Origin of the sequence: Phenylobacterium sp. Root700 (genome assembly GCF_001429025.1) — a bacterium.
Lineage (GTDB): Bacteria > Pseudomonadota > Alphaproteobacteria > Caulobacterales > Caulobacteraceae > Phenylobacterium.
On record NZ_LMHT01000001.1, the window covers coordinates 55397 to 72500 of the forward strand.

At 67.8% G+C, this 17104-nt stretch carries 10 protein-coding genes and 1 pseudogene (1 of these 11 only partly in view); 4 read left to right on the forward strand and 7 right to left on the reverse strand.

Annotation, left to right across the window (positions count from 1 at the left end):
• From iolD to ASE02_RS00245, 3 genes are all read right to left on the reverse strand, one after another.
• Nucleotides 1-1839 (reverse strand): 3D-(3,5/4)-trihydroxycyclohexane-1,2-dione acylhydrolase (decyclizing), encoded by a 1839-nt coding sequence (iolD, locus tag ASE02_RS00235; RefSeq protein ID WP_056730006.1) that lies wholly within the window; start codon nt 1837-1839, stop codon nt 1-3.
• Nucleotides 1836-3758: a 5-dehydro-2-deoxygluconokinase gene (iolC, locus tag ASE02_RS00240; protein WP_056730008.1), complete on the reverse strand. Its 1923-nt coding sequence runs from the start codon at nt 3756-3758 to the stop codon at nt 1836-1838. The genes iolD and iolC overlap by 4 nt, the downstream gene beginning before the upstream one ends.
• 109 nt (nt 3759-3867) lie before the next feature.
• The gene (locus ASE02_RS00245) at nt 3868-4746 is read right to left on the reverse strand and encodes a MurR/RpiR family transcriptional regulator (RefSeq protein WP_369818498.1); all 879 of its coding nucleotides are present in this window, start codon (nt 4744-4746) and stop codon (nt 3868-3870) included.
• Nucleotides 4747-4882: 136 nt separating this feature from the next.
• Here ASE02_RS00245 and iolG (ASE02_RS00250) point away from each other — a divergent pair, with 136 nt between their 5' ends.
• Both iolG (ASE02_RS00250) and iolG (ASE02_RS00255) read left to right on the forward strand, forming a co-directional pair.
• Nucleotides 4883-5869 (forward strand): inositol 2-dehydrogenase, encoded by a 987-nt coding sequence (gene iolG / locus ASE02_RS00250; protein ID WP_056730012.1) that lies wholly within the window; start codon nt 4883-4885, stop codon nt 5867-5869.
• Between the two features lie 24 nt (nt 5870-5893).
• Nucleotides 5894-6871 (forward strand): inositol 2-dehydrogenase, encoded by a 978-nt coding sequence (iolG, locus tag ASE02_RS00255; RefSeq protein WP_056730014.1) that lies wholly within the window; start codon nt 5894-5896, stop codon nt 6869-6871.
• 74 nt (nt 6872-6945) lie between these two features.
• Here the strand turns inward: iolG (ASE02_RS00255) and ASE02_RS00260 are convergent, their stop codons facing one another.
• Nucleotides 6946-8184 (reverse strand): histidine-type phosphatase, encoded by a 1239-nt coding sequence (locus tag ASE02_RS00260; protein WP_056730016.1) that lies wholly within the window; start codon nt 8182-8184, stop codon nt 6946-6948.
• A gap of 103 nt (nt 8185-8287) precedes the next feature.
• Nucleotides 8288-10804 (reverse strand): TonB-dependent receptor, encoded by a 2517-nt coding sequence (locus ASE02_RS00265; protein ID WP_162257117.1) that lies wholly within the window; start codon nt 10802-10804, stop codon nt 8288-8290.
• Between the two features lie 237 nt (nt 10805-11041).
• Between ASE02_RS00265 and ASE02_RS00270 the strand changes: the two genes are divergently transcribed.
• On the forward strand, nt 11042-13078 hold the full coding sequence (locus tag ASE02_RS00270) for a phytase (RefSeq protein WP_056730021.1): 2037 nt from the start codon (nt 11042-11044) through the stop codon (nt 13076-13078).
• Between the two features lie 17 nt (nt 13079-13095).
• Nucleotides 13096-15741, forward strand: a pseudogene (gene ppc / locus ASE02_RS00275) (phosphoenolpyruvate carboxylase).
• A gap of 25 nt (nt 15742-15766) precedes the next feature.
• On the opposite strand, the gene ASE02_RS00280 reads toward ppc, so the two are convergent.
• Nucleotides 15767-16921, reverse strand: a complete 1155-nt coding sequence (locus tag ASE02_RS00280) for an acyl-CoA dehydrogenase family protein (RefSeq protein WP_056730023.1) — start codon at nt 16919-16921, stop codon at nt 15767-15769.
• A gap of 7 nt (nt 16922-16928) precedes the next feature.
• Nucleotides 16929-17104 carry the 3' end of a S9 family peptidase gene (locus tag ASE02_RS00285; RefSeq protein WP_056730025.1) on the reverse strand. 973 nt of this gene lie beyond the right edge of the window, so 176 of the gene's 1149 nt are visible here — the last part of the coding sequence; its start codon lies beyond the right edge, outside the window — the gene reads right to left on this strand; the stop codon is at nt 16929-16931.

A 17104-nucleotide genomic window follows, 5' to 3' on the forward strand; every position in this document is an offset into this window, starting at 1 on the left:
TCAGTCTCCCGTGCGTTGATCTTGAATCTTGGTTTCGTAGGTCTCGCGGGCGGCCCGCACCGCGGGCCGAACCGACACCTGCGGCACCGCGACATCCCACCAGGCGCCGCCGGCCTCGGTGACGATGGCCGGGTCGGTGTCGACCACCACCACATAGGTCCGGTCGCTGGCGCGAGCCCGAACCAGGGCGGCCTCGAGATCGGTGACGCCGACGACCTTTTCCGCGCGCGCGCCAAGACTGGCGGCGTGAGCGGCGAAGTCGATGCCTGGCAGCACCTGATGGAAGCTGTCGGCCAACAGGTTGTTGAACGGCGCGCCGCCGGTGGCCTGCTGCAGCCGGTTGATGCAGCCGAAACCTCGATTGTCGAGGACGACGATGGTCAGCTTGACCCCCATCATCACCGAGGTGGCGATCTCGGAGTTCATCATCATGTACGAGCCGTCGCCGACCATGACGAAGACCTCGCGGTCCGGCGCGGCCATCTTGGCCCCCAGCCCGCCGGCGATCTCGTAGCCCATGCAGGAAAAGCCGTATTCCACGTGGTAGCCACCGGGCCGGCGCGTGCGCCACAGCTTGTGAAGCTCGCCAGGCAGGCCGCCCGCCGCGCACACCACCACCGCATCCTCGCCCGCCGATCGCCAGACCGCGCCCACGACCTGGGCGTCGGACGGCAGGTCAGTGTCGGTGGCGGCGGTCGCCGCCTCCCAGGCCTGGTTCCAGGCCTGCATGTTCTGGGCGCGGTCTGCGTTCGGCGCTTTCCAGTCGCCGAGCAGCCCGCGAAGGTCTTCCAGCACCGCGCGAGCGTCGCCGACCACCGGCAGAGCGCCGTGCTTGTGCGCGTCGAAAGCGCCGACATTGATCTGCACGAGCCGGCGCGCGGGATTGGCGAACAGCGCCCGCGACCCCGTCGTGAAATCCTGCAACCGCGTGCCGACCCCGATCACCAGATCGGCGGCCTCGGCGGCAGCGTTGGCGGCGGCCGAGCCGGTGACCCCGACCGAGCCCAAGGCGGAGGGATGATCCCAGACCAGCGAGCCCTTGCCGCCCTGCGTCTCGGCCACCGGCAACCCGGTAGCTTCGGCCAACTGAGCCAGGACCGTCTCGGCGCCGCTGTAGAGCACGCCGCCGCCGGCCACGATCAGCGGCGCCCGGGCCGCCGTCAGCAATTGGGCGAGACCGGCCAACTCGCGTGGATCGGCGGGCTGGCGGCGTTGGCGCCAGACGCGGCGCGCAAAGAAGCTTTCCGGGAAATCAAAGGCCTCGGCCTGGACGTCCTGGCAGAAGGCCAGCGTCACCGGACCGCAATCGGCCGGATCGGTGAGGACCGCCATGGCGCGCGGCAGGGCGGCCAGCAGCTGTTCAGGGCGGGTGATGCGGTCGAAGTAGCGCGACACCGGGCGGAAGCAGTCATTGGCGCTGATCGTGCCATCGCTGAAGCTCTCGACCTGTTGCAGCACCGGGTCAGGCCGGCGGCTGGCGTAAACGTCGCCTGGCAGGAACAACACCGGCAGACGGTTCACATGGGCGAGCGCCGCGGCCGTGACCATGTTGGTGGCCCCTGGGCCGATGGAGGTGGTGCAGATCATGGCCCGAGCGCGCCGCATCTGCTTGGCGTAGGCGATCGCGGCGTGCGCCATGCCCTGTTCGTTGTGCGCCCGCCAGGTCGGCAGTTGGTCGCGGGCGCCATGCAGCGCCTCGCCAAGACCCGCCACATTGCCGTGGCCGAAGATCGCCCAGACGCCGGCGAAGAACGGGACCTCCTGACCGTCCAGCTCCACGAACTGGCCGGCCAAGTATCGAACCGCCGCCTGGGCCCCTGTCAGTCGCACATTACTCACGCCACCAGCTCCACCTTGCCCCGCGCCTTACGCCAGGCGAGGACCAGGAAGGTCAGTCGCTCGGCCAGGGTCCGCACCGCGGTTTCGTCGTCGATTTCTCCGGCCAACCAGGCGCGCGCCGGCTCCTGGAAGATGGTCCGGCCCACCGCAAAGCCCTTCACGGCCCGGACCTTGGCGGTGGCGTCGAACGCCGCCAGCAAGGTTTCGGTGGGCTGCGAAAGACCGAGCAGCACCACGCCCCGGCAGAGCGGATCGCAACGGGCGATGACCGCCTCGATATTGCGCCAGGCGCCGGCGTCGTCCATCGGCTCAAGCTTCCACCAGTCGGGACGAACGCCCAGGGCGTAGAGCCGCTCCAGCACCGTGGCGATGGTCGAGGCGTCGACCGCCATGCCAGCTGGCACGATGATCTCCACCAACAGTTCGTGGCGTGTCTTGCGGCAGGCGTCGAACAGCCGGAGCAGCTGGCGCTCCTGGCGCTCGCGCAACTCCACCGGATCGTCAGGGTGGTAGAAGACCAGCACCTTGACCACGTGGTTCAGGGGCCACTCGGCGAGTTCGGTGGCTACGTCGGCGGAGCTTTCGAATTCCAGCGGCCGCGACTTCGGCAGTTCGATCGGTCGACCGATCCAATAGCGATGGTCGGCGGCCTGGGCCAAGGCGTCGAAGCCGAAGCGGCCGTCCAGCAGGATGCCGAACCGCTCGTCGCCCTTGGCCACCTGATGCATGGCTTGCAGAGCCAAGGTCTTGAAGGCCGAGATGCGGGCCGGATCGGCGCCCAGCTCCTGGGCCAGATCCTCGAACTGACTGCGGTGGTCGATGGCCAGCACCGTCAGCTCGTCATAGGTCCCGGTGCGGGTGGTCGCCCAATGCAGGTGCTCCAACTCGGCGTCTTCACGCAGCCGGAACGGGCGATCGCGGTCCGCCAGGAAGCTTTCCATCTCCGTCCAGGTCGGCATCGCCGGCGCGCAGCCGTGGCGCGAGACCACGATGGCTCCAGCCGCATTGGCCAGTTCGCAGCATCGTTCCAGCGGCAGGTCGCGCAGCCAGCCGCGCAGGAAGCCGCTCATGAAGGCGTCGCCCGCCCCCAGCACGTTGAACACCTCGACCGCGAAGCCCGGCCCCACGATCCCGTCGGCGAGATCATCGGCGATGGCGCCGGGGAAGGCCGAGCAGCCGTCAGGCCCGCGCTTGCAGACCAGCAGGGCGTTCGTGCTTTGGCGGATCGTCCGCAGCGCGGCGATGGTGTCGGTCGTGCCGCCGAGGATATGAATCTCTTCCTCGGTGCCGACGATCAGGTCGCAGAGCGGCAGGACCTGCTGCAAGATCCGGGTCACCGCCTCGTGGGCGACGAAACGGTTCTCGCCGAGGTCGCGGGCGGTCAAGCCCCAGAGCACCGGGCGGTAGTCGATATCGAACACCACCTTGCCGCCGCCGGCCTTGGCCAGGCGCGCCGCCTTCATCGAGGCGGCCAGCACGGAAGGTTGCGACAGATGCGTGCCGTTGATCAGCACCGCGCCGGATCTGGCGACAAGCGCCTCGTCGACGTCGGCCTCGCACAGCGCCATGTCGGCGCAGTCCTCGCGATAGAAGATCAGCGGGAAATTTTCACGGTCGCGAATGCCCAGGATGACCAGGGCCGTCAGCCGTTGTTCGTCGGTCAGCACGCCGGCGACATCGACGCCTTCACGCACCAGCTGCTCGCGAATGAAGCGGCCCATGTGATCGGCCCCGACCCGCGTCAGCACCGCTGTCTTCAGGCCTAGCCGGGCCCCGCCCACGGCGGTGTTGGTCGGACTGCCTCCGACATACTTGGCGAAGGACGCCATGTCCTCCAGCCGGCCGCCTATCTGCTGACCATAGAGATCGACGCTCGACCGACCAATGGCCAGGAGATCGAGGGATTTGTCCTGCGCCATGGTCCTCCCACTATCACTGAGACGCCACACTCCGCGGCGCGATGTGGAATGAGTATTCCATTATAATTTTCGATGCAATGTTCATTTCAATTTTGGAACGTGCGGTGCGTCAGTCCTTTCGGCGGCGGCTTCTCGCCTCCTCCTTGCGCGAGGCCTCGAAGGCGAATCCGATCACCAGCGCCTGGGCGAGACAGATCGAGGCCGACAACGAACGGAACGCGCGGATCTCCGACTCGCGGACCTGCAAGGTGACGTCGGCGGGCTGGGCGATCGGGCTGACGAGGCTGTCGCTCAGCGACAACACCTTGGCGCCGCGGCTCACAGCCGTCTCCACTGCGTGCACGGTTTCGTCCGCATAGGGGTGGTAGCTCACCGCGACCATCAGATCCTTCGGCCCGATGGTTTGCACCTGCTGGCGCGCTAGGCCCGCGACGCCATCGACGAACACGGTCCGCTTGCCCGCCTGTTGCAGCGAATAGGCCAGGTAGGACGACACCGGGAACGCCCGACGGAAGCCGACGACATAGACGGACTCCGCCGCCTCGATCAGCCTCACCGCCGCGGTGAGATCGGCGTCCGCCACGGTCTGGCTAAGGCTTTGCAGGGCCAGGGTGTTGCCCTCCACGAACTCGGAAAGCAGCTCCCCCGCCCCGCCGCCGGTACGCTTGTCCACGGCGCGGGTGAAGTTGCGAACCCGCTCGCCGTAGCCCAGCACCGCATGGCCCGAGAGCAGCCCGTCGCGGAACAGCCGCTGCATCTGAGTGGCCCCGTCGAAGCCGAAGCTCTTGGCGAACCGCACGATGGCCGAGGGCTGAACCCCGCTGCGCTCGGCGATCACCGCCAGGGTTTCCAGCGCCAACTCGTTGGGCTCGTCCAGCACATAGCGGGCGATCTGCTGCAGCCGTTTGCTCAAGCTGTCATAGCGCTCAAGAATCGCCGCGCGGAGATCCTCGGCCGTGGTCGGCGCGATAGGCGTGTCGGTCATCAACAGTGATCCAAATGTTCCCGTAGTAGAATATGCGTTCCGCACTGGAACACAAACCCTGAGGCCGATCCGTTGGAATGTTCCATTTTTCTTGTGATCGAAATGTTTGTTCCATAGAACGACAGCCATGGGAGACGACATGGTCAAGATCGCGCAGATCGGCGCCGGGCGGATGGGCTCGGTCCACGCTCGCAACGCCGCGGGTAACGCCCGCCTGGAGCTTGCCTATCTGGTCGATCCCCAGCCGGAAGCTGCGCAGGCCCTGGCCGCCGAGACCGGGGCCAAGGTCGTCAGTCTCGATCAGGTTCTGAACGACCCCGCCGTGCGCGGGGTCATCGTCGCCAGCTCCACCGCCGCCCACCTGGACAACACCCTGGCCTGCCTCGCCGCCGGCAAGGCGGTGTTTTGCGAGAAACCTCTGGATCTCGACCTGGCCAGCCTGCGCGCGGCCGAGGCCGAGCTCGCGAAATCTGAAGCGTCGCTGTTCGTCGCGTTCAACCGCCGCTTCGATCCCCACTTCCGCGCCTTGAAGGCCAGGATCGAGTCGGGCGTTATCGGTGAGCTGGAGGCCCTGCAGATCGTCAACCACGACCCCGCGGCCCCGCCGGCCCACTTCATTCCGACCAGTGGCGGCCTGTTCAAGGACTTCACCATCCACGACTTCGACATGGCTCGCTGGCTGTCGCCGGAGGAGCCCGTGGAGATCTTCGCCTGGGCCAGTTGCCTGGTGGACCAGGCCATCGCCGAAGCCGGCGACACCGACACCGCGCGGGTGATGTTGCGGGATCAGGCCGGCCGGCTGACCACGATCTGCAACACGCGGCGCAGCGGCTGCGGCTATGATCAGCGTATCGAGGCTTTCGGCTCGCGCGGCATGGCGACCGCCAGCGACCTGAGCCCCGACACCGTGCAGGTCTGGACGCAGGCCGGCCAGGCCGCCGCCGCGCTGCATCCGAACTTCATGAGCCGCTACGCCCAGGCTTATCGCAACGAGATGAACCATTTCGCCGACATTCTCGCCGGCCTGGCGGTTCCAGAAACAGGTTACGAGGCCAGCGTTCGCTCGCTGGCGCTGGCTGAAGCCGCGGCCCTGTCGGTGAAGACCGGCGGGCCGGTGCGGCTCTAGCCTCCCATTTCCAGGAGAGTTTCGATGTTCAAGATCGCGCTGCTCGGCGCCGGACGGATCGGGCGCATTCACGCCGCCAACGCCGCCGCGCACCCCGCCCTCACGCTCAGCCATGTGGTCGATCCGGTCGCCGAGGCCGCCCAGGCCCTGGCCCAGGAAACCGGCGCGACGGTCGCGACGCTGGACGCGGTGCTGGCCGATCCCTCGGTGGCCGGGGTCATCGTCGCCAGCTCCACCGACACCCATCTCGACTACTGCCTGAAAGCCCATGCCGCGGGTAAGGCGATCTTCTGTGAAAAGCCGATCGACCAGGATTTGGCGCGCGCCCGCAGCGCCGCCGGCGCCCTGGCCGGCGCCCGGCTGTTCCTCGGTTTCAACCGCCGCTTCGATCCGAACTTCCAGGCGCTGAAAGCCCGGCTCGACGCCGGCTCGGTGGGCGCGCTGGAAACCTTGCAGATCACCAGCCACGACCCGGCCCCGCCCCCCGTCAGCTACATCAAGGTCAGCGGCGGCCTCTTCAAGGACATGGCGATCCACGACTTCGACATGGCCCGTTGGCTGCTGGCTGAGGAACCGTCGGAGGTGTTCGCCTGGGGCAGTTGCCTGGTCGATCCGGCGATCGGGCAAGCCGGCGATATCGACACCGCGCGCACCATCCTGAAGACCCCCTCCGGCCGGCTCTGCGTGATCAGCAACAGCCGGCGTTCGGGCTACGGATATGACCAGCGCATCGAGGCGTTCGGCTCGGCCGGCATGGCGCGGGCCGGCAACGTCACCGAAAGCACCGTTCAGGTCTGGACCGAAAGCGGCGCGGCAGCCGACCGATTCCAGAACTTCTTCCTGGACCGCTACAGCGACGCCTATCGGCAGGAGATGGCCCACTTCGCCGACGTTCTGGCCGGGGCGACCGCCTCGGTCGGTTACGCCGACGGCGTCGCCGCGCTCGCCCTGGCCGAGGCCGCCGCGCAATCGGTCAACACCGGCAAGCCCGTCCGCCTCTGACGCTCCTCCCCCAAACACGAAAAAACGGCGGCTCCGCGAGGAGCCGCCGTTTTCATGTCGGACCTGCGCCTGGGCTAAGGCGCGGGATGATCGAGCTTGGCCTGGACGATCTGCTGGAACCTGGCCAATGGGCAGGCCTGCGCGGCGTCGCTCGTGCAGCCGGTGATCGGGATATAGACGAAGGCGGGCGGCGCTTCGACGGTCAGCGGCGTCAGGTTGCGAAGCTGGTCCATGGTCTGGGCCTGATAGAAGGCCCGCACGAACTTCGTCCCCGACGCGTCGCTGAGCAGTTCGAAGCCAAGCGCGCCGCCGGGGGGCGGATCGTCGGTCGGATAGTCGCCCACGGTCCAGTGGAGATCCAGAAGCCCGCCCAGGGCCGCGATGTTGGTGTCGTGCCCGACCAGCACGGTCAGCTTGCCCGTGCCCGGCCCGCCCTCCAGGGCGCTCAGCACCCGCCGGGCGACCGGGGCGGCGTAACGCTCGGCGACATAGGGCGTGCGCGTCTCGTAGAAGAACTTGGTGGTGTGGAAGTTCAGCAGCGACCCGATGTCGGCCTTGGACGCCCGCCCCCAGCCGACCTGGTCCATCGGCTTACCTTCAAGGTACTCCAGCAACACCGTCTGGCCCGCAGTCGAGGCGATCCCCAGCGCGCCGCTCAGATCGGCGTTGTCGCCCGGGTGGGCGGTGATCTCGGTCGGCTGATCCAGCAGGTTGCAGGCCGCGCCGCCGCATCCAAGAACCCGCGCGAGGACCGCGAAATCCTTGGCGTGGGCCTGCTGGACCGCCTTCAGCCCGCCGGCCGGGAGCTGGGCTTCCGTCGCGCTCTTGGCGCGGTCGCCGTCAATGCCGCCAGCCCCGGCGTCGGACGGATGGAAGACGGTGTCGTCCTTCTCCGTCGCGGGATAGGCGACCGGTACGTCGCACCCGGGGAACATGCCGGCGGCGAAGTTCTTCGCCGTATCGATGGCGCGCGACTTGCCGCTGGCCACCACCGAGACCTCGCCGGCCGCCGGGCATCCGCTCGCCGCGACCAGGCCGCGCCCCGCGTACAGGCCACGATCATATTTCCCCATCAGCCGCGCGCCCTCGGCGCCGTGCGGCGTCAGTTCGCCGAAGGGCGTGGTCCAGGCTGACCAGGGCTGGGCGCTCATGCCGGGCGGGGTGACATCGGCCTTGGTCGGCGGACGCACGCCATGGCGCATCAGCATCACCACCCGCTCGAGCTTGAGAGGCTGTTCCGCCGCGCCGGGCGTCGCGCCGCCCGCCAGGGCGAGCGCCGCTAGGGCCGGGGCCAGGATCTTCAGGGTCTTCATGAAAAGCGCTCCTAGTTCGGGCGCGCCAGCGCCCTGTAGCCCCGCATGCGAACGGCTTCCGATCAGGAAGCCGCCGCCGAGGTTCAGTCGAGATCGAAAGCGACTAGTAGGTGTAGGACAGACCGAAGCGGTAGGAGCGTCCGTAGCGTTCGGCCTCCACCATCCGGCTGCGCGTGCGCGCGTAACGATAGTCCAGCTCGTCGTTGAGGTTGTTGCCCTCGACGAAGACCTGGAACTGCTTGGTGACGTTGTAGGCCGCCCGGGCGCTCAGGCTGCCCTGCTTGCCCCAATAGATGTCGTCGTTCTCCGTCGTCCCGACCAGTTCGAGATATTTGGAGTGGTAGGTGTAGGCCACGCGCCCCGAGAAGCCGAACTTCTCGTAGTAGATCTGCGCGCTGGCGACCCGCTTTGACTGCAGGAACAGCGGCACGTCGTCGGACCGACCCGGGACCTGGGTGTCGCCGCTGACGAAGGTCATATTGAAGTTCACGCCGAGGCCGTCGAAGGGCTCGGGCAGGAAGGTCAGCGGCTTCTGGACGTTGAACTCCAGGCCGGTCACGCTCGCCTCGTCGGCGTTGCGAGGTTCGGTGATGGTGGCGTTGATCATGGGCACGCCGGCGAAGGTGCCGCTGGCCACCCGGGTGGAGGTGAAGATCGGGTTCTTCAGCTTCTTGTGGAACAGCCCGACCGAGATGCCGCCTTCGCTCGGGAAGTAATATTCCAGCGACGCGTCGAAGTTCACCGACTCCAGCGGCTGCAGGTTCGGATTGCCCTGGGTGACCGTGTTAGTCGTGGTGTCGACGGAGACCGTCGGCGCCAGCTGGTCATAGTTCGGACGACCGATGGCGGTGGTGATCGAGGCCCGCATCATCAGGTTCGGCGAGAACTCGTACTTCATGTTCAGGCTGGGGAACCAGTCGGTGTAGCTCTGGCTGCCGAAGCTGTTGAACTTGTCGTTCAGGGTCGAGGTCGCCGTCACCGCGATGGCCTTGTAGTCGCCTTCCGTCCGCTCGACGCGCACGCCCGGTATGACCGTCAGGGCGTCGCGCGTGACGGACCCCATCACATAGGCCGAGGTGATCGTCTCGTTGATCTCGAAATCGGAGCCCAGCGTATCGGCGATCGAGCCCGCGTTATCGAGGCCGAACAACCCCCGGTTCGAGTTGAAGAAGAACCGCGCGGCTTCGAAATCGACGACCGGTCCGAAGGCGTAACGCCCGTCATAGGTGCTGGCCACGCTCCGCCCCGTCTCGCCCGCGAGCGTGTGGGTCGGACCGTTGTAGACATAGCTGCGCCCGGTCTGGTCGGTCGACTTGTCGCGGCTGAGATACTTGGCGCCGAACTTCAGATAGCTGCCGTCGCCCCAGCTATCCATGGGCATCTTGTAGTCCGCCCGGATCTGGTTGAGGTCCTCCTCGGCGGAGCGGAAGTTGGCCTTGTAGGTGTTGAGGTTGTAGCGCGTCGGGTCCAGCGAACTGGCGCTGGGCGTCAGATCGAACAGTTCGTCGTTCAGCTTGTAGACGCCGGTGAGGGCGGTCGACCCCGTCCGATAGCGGAACTCGTCACGGATCGGATCTTCCTTGGTCGCCAGCGAATGGGTGCCCTGCACCGTCAGTACGCCAGGCCCCACCGCGAAGTCGCCGCCGACCGAGAAGGTCGTGGTGTCTGTGGTTTCGCGCCGCCGCCGCACATAACGCTCGCCACGGGTGCCGGTGATGGTCCCGCCGTCGGCCGTCATGCCGGAATAGCCCGAAGCCGACGAGGGGAAGATGAACCGGAACCGGTTGCGGGTCTCGTTGTCGTCGTACTGGGAGTACATGAACCGGGCGTAGACCTTGACGTCCTCGCTGGGCCGCCAGTCGAAATTCGCCACGGCGCCCTTCCGGGTCCGGAACGCGGGATCATAGACCCGGCTATCGAGGCCCGAAGGCACGTCGAAGCCGTTGATGGTCTGCCAGGCGGTGTCGCTGGTGCCGATGATGTCTTCTGAATAGGTCGGGCGCTTTGAGTAGTTGGCCGCGACCAGCAGGCCGAATTGCCGATCGACGCCGAACAGGCCGCCGGCCGAGATATCGCCTTCCTTGGCCTGAGCGTTGGTGTCGTCATAGACGCCGCCCACCGCCCGCATGCTGAAGATCGTCTTGTTCTTGTCGAACGCAGTCAGGGTGTTGATGTCGACCTGACCGGCGATGGCGTTGGCGTCGAGATCAGGCGTCAGCGCCTTGATCACCGTGACCGAGCCGATCAGGGCCGAGGGGATATCGTCCAGCTTCACCTGGCGCGACTCCGGTTCCGGCGCGGAAGCTGTCTGGTTGTTGATGGTGACATTGGCCAGGCTCGGCTCGAGGCCGCGGATGATCAGGTAGCGCCCCTCACCCTTGTCGGTGGCGACCGAAACGCCTGAAAGCCGGCGCACGGCCTCGGCCACGTTCTGGTCGGGAAGCTTGCCGACGTCATTGGCCGAAACCACCTCGACCGCGCTGACCGCGTCGCGCTTCTTCAGCAGCGAGTCACGATCCGAAGCCCGCTGGCCGGTGACCACGATTTCGTCGACCACCCCCGCCTGCTGCGCCGCGGCTTGGCCGCCATAACCCATGGCCGCCACTGTGATAGCGAGCACGCTTGCGCCGCCGAAGCGCCCTGCACGACGTCGCGCACCGTCTTGTCTTCTCATTGTTCGCCCCTCCCGGATCGAATGTGCCCGCACATTCATGCGGAGCTCTTGGGCCTCAGCCAAGGGCAACATACGAACAAAAATTCTACGCTTCAACTAAAATAGAATATTTCTTGCACGACGTGGCCGCAGGTGTAATTTCCAACCTGGCCGAAACACGGGCTGCCGGGGGAGACGTTTCCAATGACATATAGGCTCGCCTTCAAAGGGTCCCTCTGCGCCGCCGCCGCTGTCACGGTGCTCGCCCAAGCCACCCTGGCCCAGGGCGCGACGCCAGTTTCACCGCTGGTTCCAAGCCTCGGCGCATCGGTCCCGGGCGGCGGGGTCAACGCCGCCGCGCTGCTGCTCAACCCGGAAAATCCACGCGCCAGCCTGGTCGCGGGCTCCGGCGAGCTGGGCGGGGTGGAGCTCTATACGCTGGGGGGCGAGCGCACCGCGGCTTGGCCCGCGGGCGAGGTCGTTGCTGTCGATACTCGCGCCCGTGTCGAGCTTGGCGGAAAGACCATCGCCGTGGTCGCCGCCCTGGATCGCAAGGACAACCAGATCCGCCTGTTCGACAGCGCCGGAACCGCGCTGCAAGCCCGCCCCCTCGCCTTCGGTTTCGCCGGCGAAGGGCTGTGCCTCTATCAGAGCGCCCGCGACCAGGCCCTCTACGCCATGGTCCTGGGCGCCGACGGGCAGATCGACCAGTGGCTGCTGTTCCCGACCGAAGGCGGCCAGCTGGACGGCCTCCTTGTCCGCAAGATGCATCTGTCGTCCGAGGCGGGCCATTGCGCCGCGGACGACGCGACGGGCGATCTCTATGTGACCGAGGATGCGGTCGGGGTCTGGAAGTTCGACGCCGACCCCGAAGGTGAACCCACGCCGTCCATCGTGGACGTCGTGCGGTTCGGGCACATCACGGGAGAAGCCGGCGGCGCGGCGTTGATCAACGGCGGCCCCGGCGCGCGCTTCCTGATCGTCGCCAACCCGACCGGCGGCGACTTCAACCTCTATGACCGCGACCATGACGACCGCTTCGTCGGCGCTTTCCGCGTCGACGGCGTCGACGCGGCGGCCGGCCTCTCGGCGTCGCGCGCAGGCCTGGGCGAGCCTTTCGCCGACGGCCTCCTTGTCGTCGCCGACGATCGGAAAGCCGGCGCCAACTACCGCTACGTCGCGTGGCCCGCGATCGCCAAGGCCATGGGCGTGTCCGTGGGCTCGGCCCAAACCGGCACGCCGACCAATCAGCTCGCCCTGGTCAAGCCATCGGTCGAAACCCAGCCCGTCGCCAATGACGGCGACGCGGCCGACGACCCGGCCATCTGGGTCAACCCTATCGACCCTGCCGCCAGCCTGATCATCGGGACCAACAAGAAGCTTGGACTGGACGTCTATGACCTCGACGGCCGGATCATCCAGACCCTGCCCGACGGCAAGATGAACAATGTCGACCTGCGCGACGGCTTCCGCCTGGGCGGCAAGCCGGTGACCCTGGTCACGGCGAGCGACCGGACCCATAAGGCCATCGCCATCTACGTCCTCGATCCGGCGAGCCGCAGCCTGCGCAATGTCGCCGACGGGGTGCAGGCCACCGGCCTTGGCGACCCCTACGGCCTGTGCATGCACCGCAGCGCCAACGGCAAGACCTATGTGCTGATCAACGACACCGACGGCCGGATGCGCCAGTGGGAGTTGATCGCCCGGCCAGGCGGCAAGGTGACCTCCAAGCTGGTCCGCGACCTGAAATTCGACACCCAGGCCGAGGGCTGCGTCGCCGACGACGAATTGGGCGCGCTCTATGTGGCGGAGGAAGACATCGGCCTCTGGCGACTGGGCGCGGACCCCAGGACCGGCGCGGCCAAGACCATGATCGCCGCGGTCGCCGGCAACCCGGCGCTGAAGGACGATCTGGAAGGCGTGGGCCTTTACGCCAAGAGCGGAGGGCGGGGCTACATCGTGGTGTCCAGCCAGGGCAACAACACCTACGCCCTGTTCCGACGCGACGGAAACAACGCCTATGTCGGCTCCTTCGCGGTCAGCGCCAACGCGGCCAAGGGCATCGACGGCGTCTCCGAGACCGATGGCCTGGACGTCACCGCCAAGGCTGTGGGCCCGGCCTTCCGGCATGGCCTGATGGTCGCCCAGGACGGTCGCAACGTCGCCCCGCCGGAGCGGCAGAACTTCAAGCTGGTATCCTGGGAAGCCATCGCGAGCGCCCTGAACCTTCCCCTCGACTAGACCTCGAGACGCCCCTCATGCCTCCTCTGGAAGTCGGCCGTCCGCAGCCGACGCGCCGCCACGTGCGTGAAAACGTCCGTTTGCTGGATGACCTTCTGTCGCGCGCCATCCTCCACCTCGACGGCCAGGAAGTCGCCGATGTCGTCACCGAGATGCGCGCCGGCAAGCTCGCGCTCGCCGACCTCGGCGAGGACGACGCCCTGATCCTGGCCCGCGCCCTGGCCTGTCACGCCTTGCTCGGCAATATCGGCGAAGAGGTCGCGGGTCGGCGTCGACACGCGGAGGCCGAGCTGGAGCCCTATGACGGCCCACCGCGCACCCTGCGCCGTGCGGTCGAAAACCTGCGCCAAGAAGGACTAGCGCCAGCCGAGATCGCCGCCGCCCTGACCGCCGTCACCATCTCTCCGGTGCTCACCGCCCACCCCACGGAGATCCGTCGCCGGGCCGTCCTGGCCCGCGAGGCGGCGATCACCCGCCTCATGGCCCTGCGCCGGCACCGGCTGCCCGGCGATCTCGACCGACGACTAGAGGAAGATCTGTTCCGGGAAGTCGCCCTGTTGTGGCGCACGCGCCTGCACCGGCCCGAGCGCATCACCGTCGCCGATGAAATCCGCAATACGGCCGCGATGGTGCGCGACTCCATCCTCGGTGCCACCGAGGAGCTCTACGCCGACTGGGAGGATCTGCTCCCGGCCGAGAGCCGGCCGTTGCAACTTGGCTCGTGGCTTGGCGGCGATCGCGACGGCCACCCGGGCGTCGACGGAACGACGCTGATGCTGGCCCTGCAAACCCAGGCTCGCATCATCCTGAACCGCTACTCCGATGAGGTCCGCAAGCTCTGGTCCGAACTCGCCGTGTCCTCGAAATTGGCTGCCACCGGATCGGCGCTCAACACCCTGGCGGAAGCCTCGCCCGACCTCTCCCCTCACCGCCGCGACGAGCCTTTTCGCCTCGCCCTGGAAACCATCTGGGACCGGCTGTCGGCCACCGCCAACCGACTGGCCGGCGGGACATGGCCGGCCAAGGGCGAGCCCTACCCCGAACCTCGAGCCTTCACGGCGGACCTGGAGATCGTGCGCGACGCCCTGATCGAGGGCGGCGGCCAAGCCCTGGTCGGAGGCCGGCTGCGCAGCCTGATCCAACTCTCCCGGGTCTGCGGCTTCCACATCCTCTCGATCGACTTGCGCCAGAACGCCGAGGTTCATGAGCGCACCATCAGCGAGTTGCTCGGCGCGGTCACGGCGGAGGCGGACTACCTCTCACTCGATGAGGCCGGTCGCGTTCGCCTGCTGCTGGCCGAGCTGTCTCACGCCAGGCCGCTGCGCTCGCCCTTCGCCGCCTATTCCGACGAGACCCGCCGCGAACTCGCGATCATGGACGCCGCGGCCAAGGCCGCCCGGCTCTATGGCCCGGGCGCCCTCGGGTCCTACATCGTGTCCAAGGCCGCCTCGGTCTCCGATCTCCTGGAGCCCCTGGTGCTTATGAAGGAGGCCGGCCTGGGTGGCGCATCCCCCACACTGGGCGTCTCCCCCCTGTTCGAGACCATCCCCGACCTGGAGAACGCCTCCGGGATCATCGCGGATTGGCTCGACCTGCACGGCGCGCGCGCCATGCCCGGCGGGCGGGCCGTGCAGGAATTCGTCCTCGGCTACTCCGACTCCAACAAGGATGGCGGTTACCTCGCCTGACGCGCCGCAGTGTCGCGCGCGGCCACCGAACTCGCGCAGGTGTGCCGTCAGCGCGGCGTGGCCTTTCGCATCCTGCACGGGCGCGGCGGCTCGATCGGGCGCGGCGGCGGCCCTGCGTCTGAAGCCGTCCTGGCTCAGCCGGCCGGCACGCTCGCCCATGGCCTGAGGCTGACGGAACAGGGGGAGATGATCGGCCACCGCTACGGCGACCAGCCGACCGCGCGCCGCAACCTCGACTGCCTGGCGGCCGCGACGCTCATGGCCAGCCGCCGCCGAGTGACTCCGCGCGACGCTCGGCTCGACTTGGAGATGCGGCGGCTCAGCCAGGCCTGCGCCGAGGCCTATCGCGACCGGGTCTATGGCGACCCGCGTTTCCGGGACTTCTTCTGGTCGGCCACGCCCATCGCCGAGATCGCCGAGTTGAACATCGGCAGCCGCCCCGCCTCGCGCGTCGCCGGTCGCCGGATCGAGGATCTGCGCGCCATCCCCTGGGTCTTCGCCTGGTCGCAGGCGCGCTTCATGCTGCCGGGCTGGTACGGTTTCGCCGAAGGCGCAAAACGCGCTGGCCTGACATCGAAGACCCTGCGCGAACTCGCCGACGCCGACGAGATCTTCGCCACCTCGCTCGCCAATATGGAGCTGGCGCTCATCCAGGCCCATATGCCGACCGCGCGGCGCTACGCCGATCTATGCGACGACAAGACGCTCGCCAGGCGGATCGCCGATCAGATCGAGGCCGAGCACGGCGAAACCCGCGCCCTGACGCTCGACATTCGTCGTGGCTCGGCGCTCCTCGACCGGCAGCCTGAACTTGCTGATTCCGTCGCGTTCGCAGCCCGCACCCTCACGCCCCTTCACGACCTCCAGCTCGAACTCCTGGCGCGCCGCCGCCGTGGCGAACTTGGAGAAGACCTAACGGTCGCCATCCAGCTCACCATCGCCGGCATCGCCGCCAGTCTGCGGAACACGGGATAGCCCAGCCGCTTCAGCCTGGCCTCACCTAGAGCAGGTCGGCGGCGGCCGGTTCCTGGCCGAGCGCGATCTTGCCGGCGATCTGGGCGGTGCGGTCCCAGTCGAACATCACATGGCCGCGCATCATCTGCAGGTCGCGCAGGTGGCGTTGGAGGGGTGCGTTCAGGAAGCCCGAACTGGCCCCAGCCGCGGCGGCCAGACTATTCGTCGCCTGGTTGGCCAGCCGCACGATGTCCGCCGCCGCCAGACGCAAGGCGAGCAGGGTCTCCATCGGTGTTTGATGACCAAGGTGGCCGTCCCGTTCGAGCAGCCGCACGGCGTCCTCCCAGATCAGCCGAGCGGCGCGGACCGTGGCGATGGCTTCGCCCAGGCGCAGGTGGGTGACCGGAAGCTCGCCCTGCTTGGCGCCGCTATAGGCCTGGAGCTTGGCCTTCATGCGCTCGGTGAACGCCGCCAAGGCGCCTTCCGCCGCGCCGAGCGCCGGCGTCGCGGCGACCAGGCCCAGCGTCGCGGTCATCGGATAGGCCACGGTGCTGCCCGGGTGGACCGCCTGACCCGGCGAGGGCGCGAACTTCAGCAGCACGGCGGCCAGCGTCCGGTGCTCGGGCACGAAGACCTCCGAGGCGACGACGGTGTTGCTGCCGGTCGCGGCCATGCCCGCCGTACGCCAGACATCCTCGACCACCACGTCGGCCAGCGGCAGGACGCAGAAACGCGGCCCCATGGCGCCGTCCTCAATGCAATTGACCATCACCCAATCGGCATGGTTGATCCCGGTGGCCCACTCCCAGCGGCCGGAGATCTGATAGCCGCCCGGGGCCTTCCGCGCCTTGCCGGTGGGCGCGAGCGGCGCGGGGGCGAGCGGCCAGGCGCCGTCCTTGAACAGTTCATCCTGGAGGGCCGGCTCGAACTTGCAGAGCAGCCAGACGTGCAGCGCCAGGAACGACAGGGTCCAGGCGCTGGAGGCGCAGCCCTGGCCAAGGCGGCGCACCACGTCGAGAAATTCGGCGAAGGAAAGCTCCGCCCCGCCCAGCGACGTCGGCGCCAGCAGACCAAAGAAGTTCGCCGCCCGGGCGTCATCCAGGGTGACGTCCGGCAGCCGCCGCAGTTCCTCGGCTTGCTGGGCGCGGGCGCCGAGTTTGGCGCTGAACTCGTCGGCCCAGGCCGCGAGATCGCTGGTCATCGGGGTTTCAAAAGCCACGAGCGTCCAGCCAATCGGTGACCGTCTTCACGGCGGTGGGCAGCAGGTCGGGGCGCTCCATGTAGTAGTGATCGGCGCCTTCGATATCGATGTAGGTCTTGTCCTTCGAACCTAGCGCCTCAAACAGCCGCCGGGCATGGCTGGGCGTGCAGGCGAGGTCGGCGG

Bases quoted from the DNA above. Each gene is read 5' to 3' on its own strand.
- iolC (WP_056730008.1), bottom strand. From the start codon at position 3,758: ATGGCGCAGGACAAATCCCTCGATCTCCTGGCCATTGGTCGGTCGAGC.
- iolG (WP_056730012.1), top strand. From the start codon at position 4,883: ATGGTCAAGATCGCGCAGATCGGCGCCGGGCGGATGGGCTCGGTCCAC.
- iolG (WP_056730014.1), top strand. From the start codon at position 5,894: ATGTTCAAGATCGCGCTGCTCGGCGCCGGACGGATCGGGCGCATTCAC.
- ASE02_RS00260 (WP_056730016.1), bottom strand. From the start codon at position 8,184: ATGAAGACCCTGAAGATCCTGGCCCCGGCCCTAGCGGCGCTCGCCCTG.
- ASE02_RS00270 (WP_056730021.1), top strand. From the start codon at position 11,042: ATGACATATAGGCTCGCCTTCAAAGGGTCCCTCTGCGCCGCCGCCGCT.
- ASE02_RS00280 (WP_056730023.1), bottom strand. From the start codon at position 16,921: ATGACCAGCGATCTCGCGGCCTGGGCCGACGAGTTCAGCGCCAAACTC.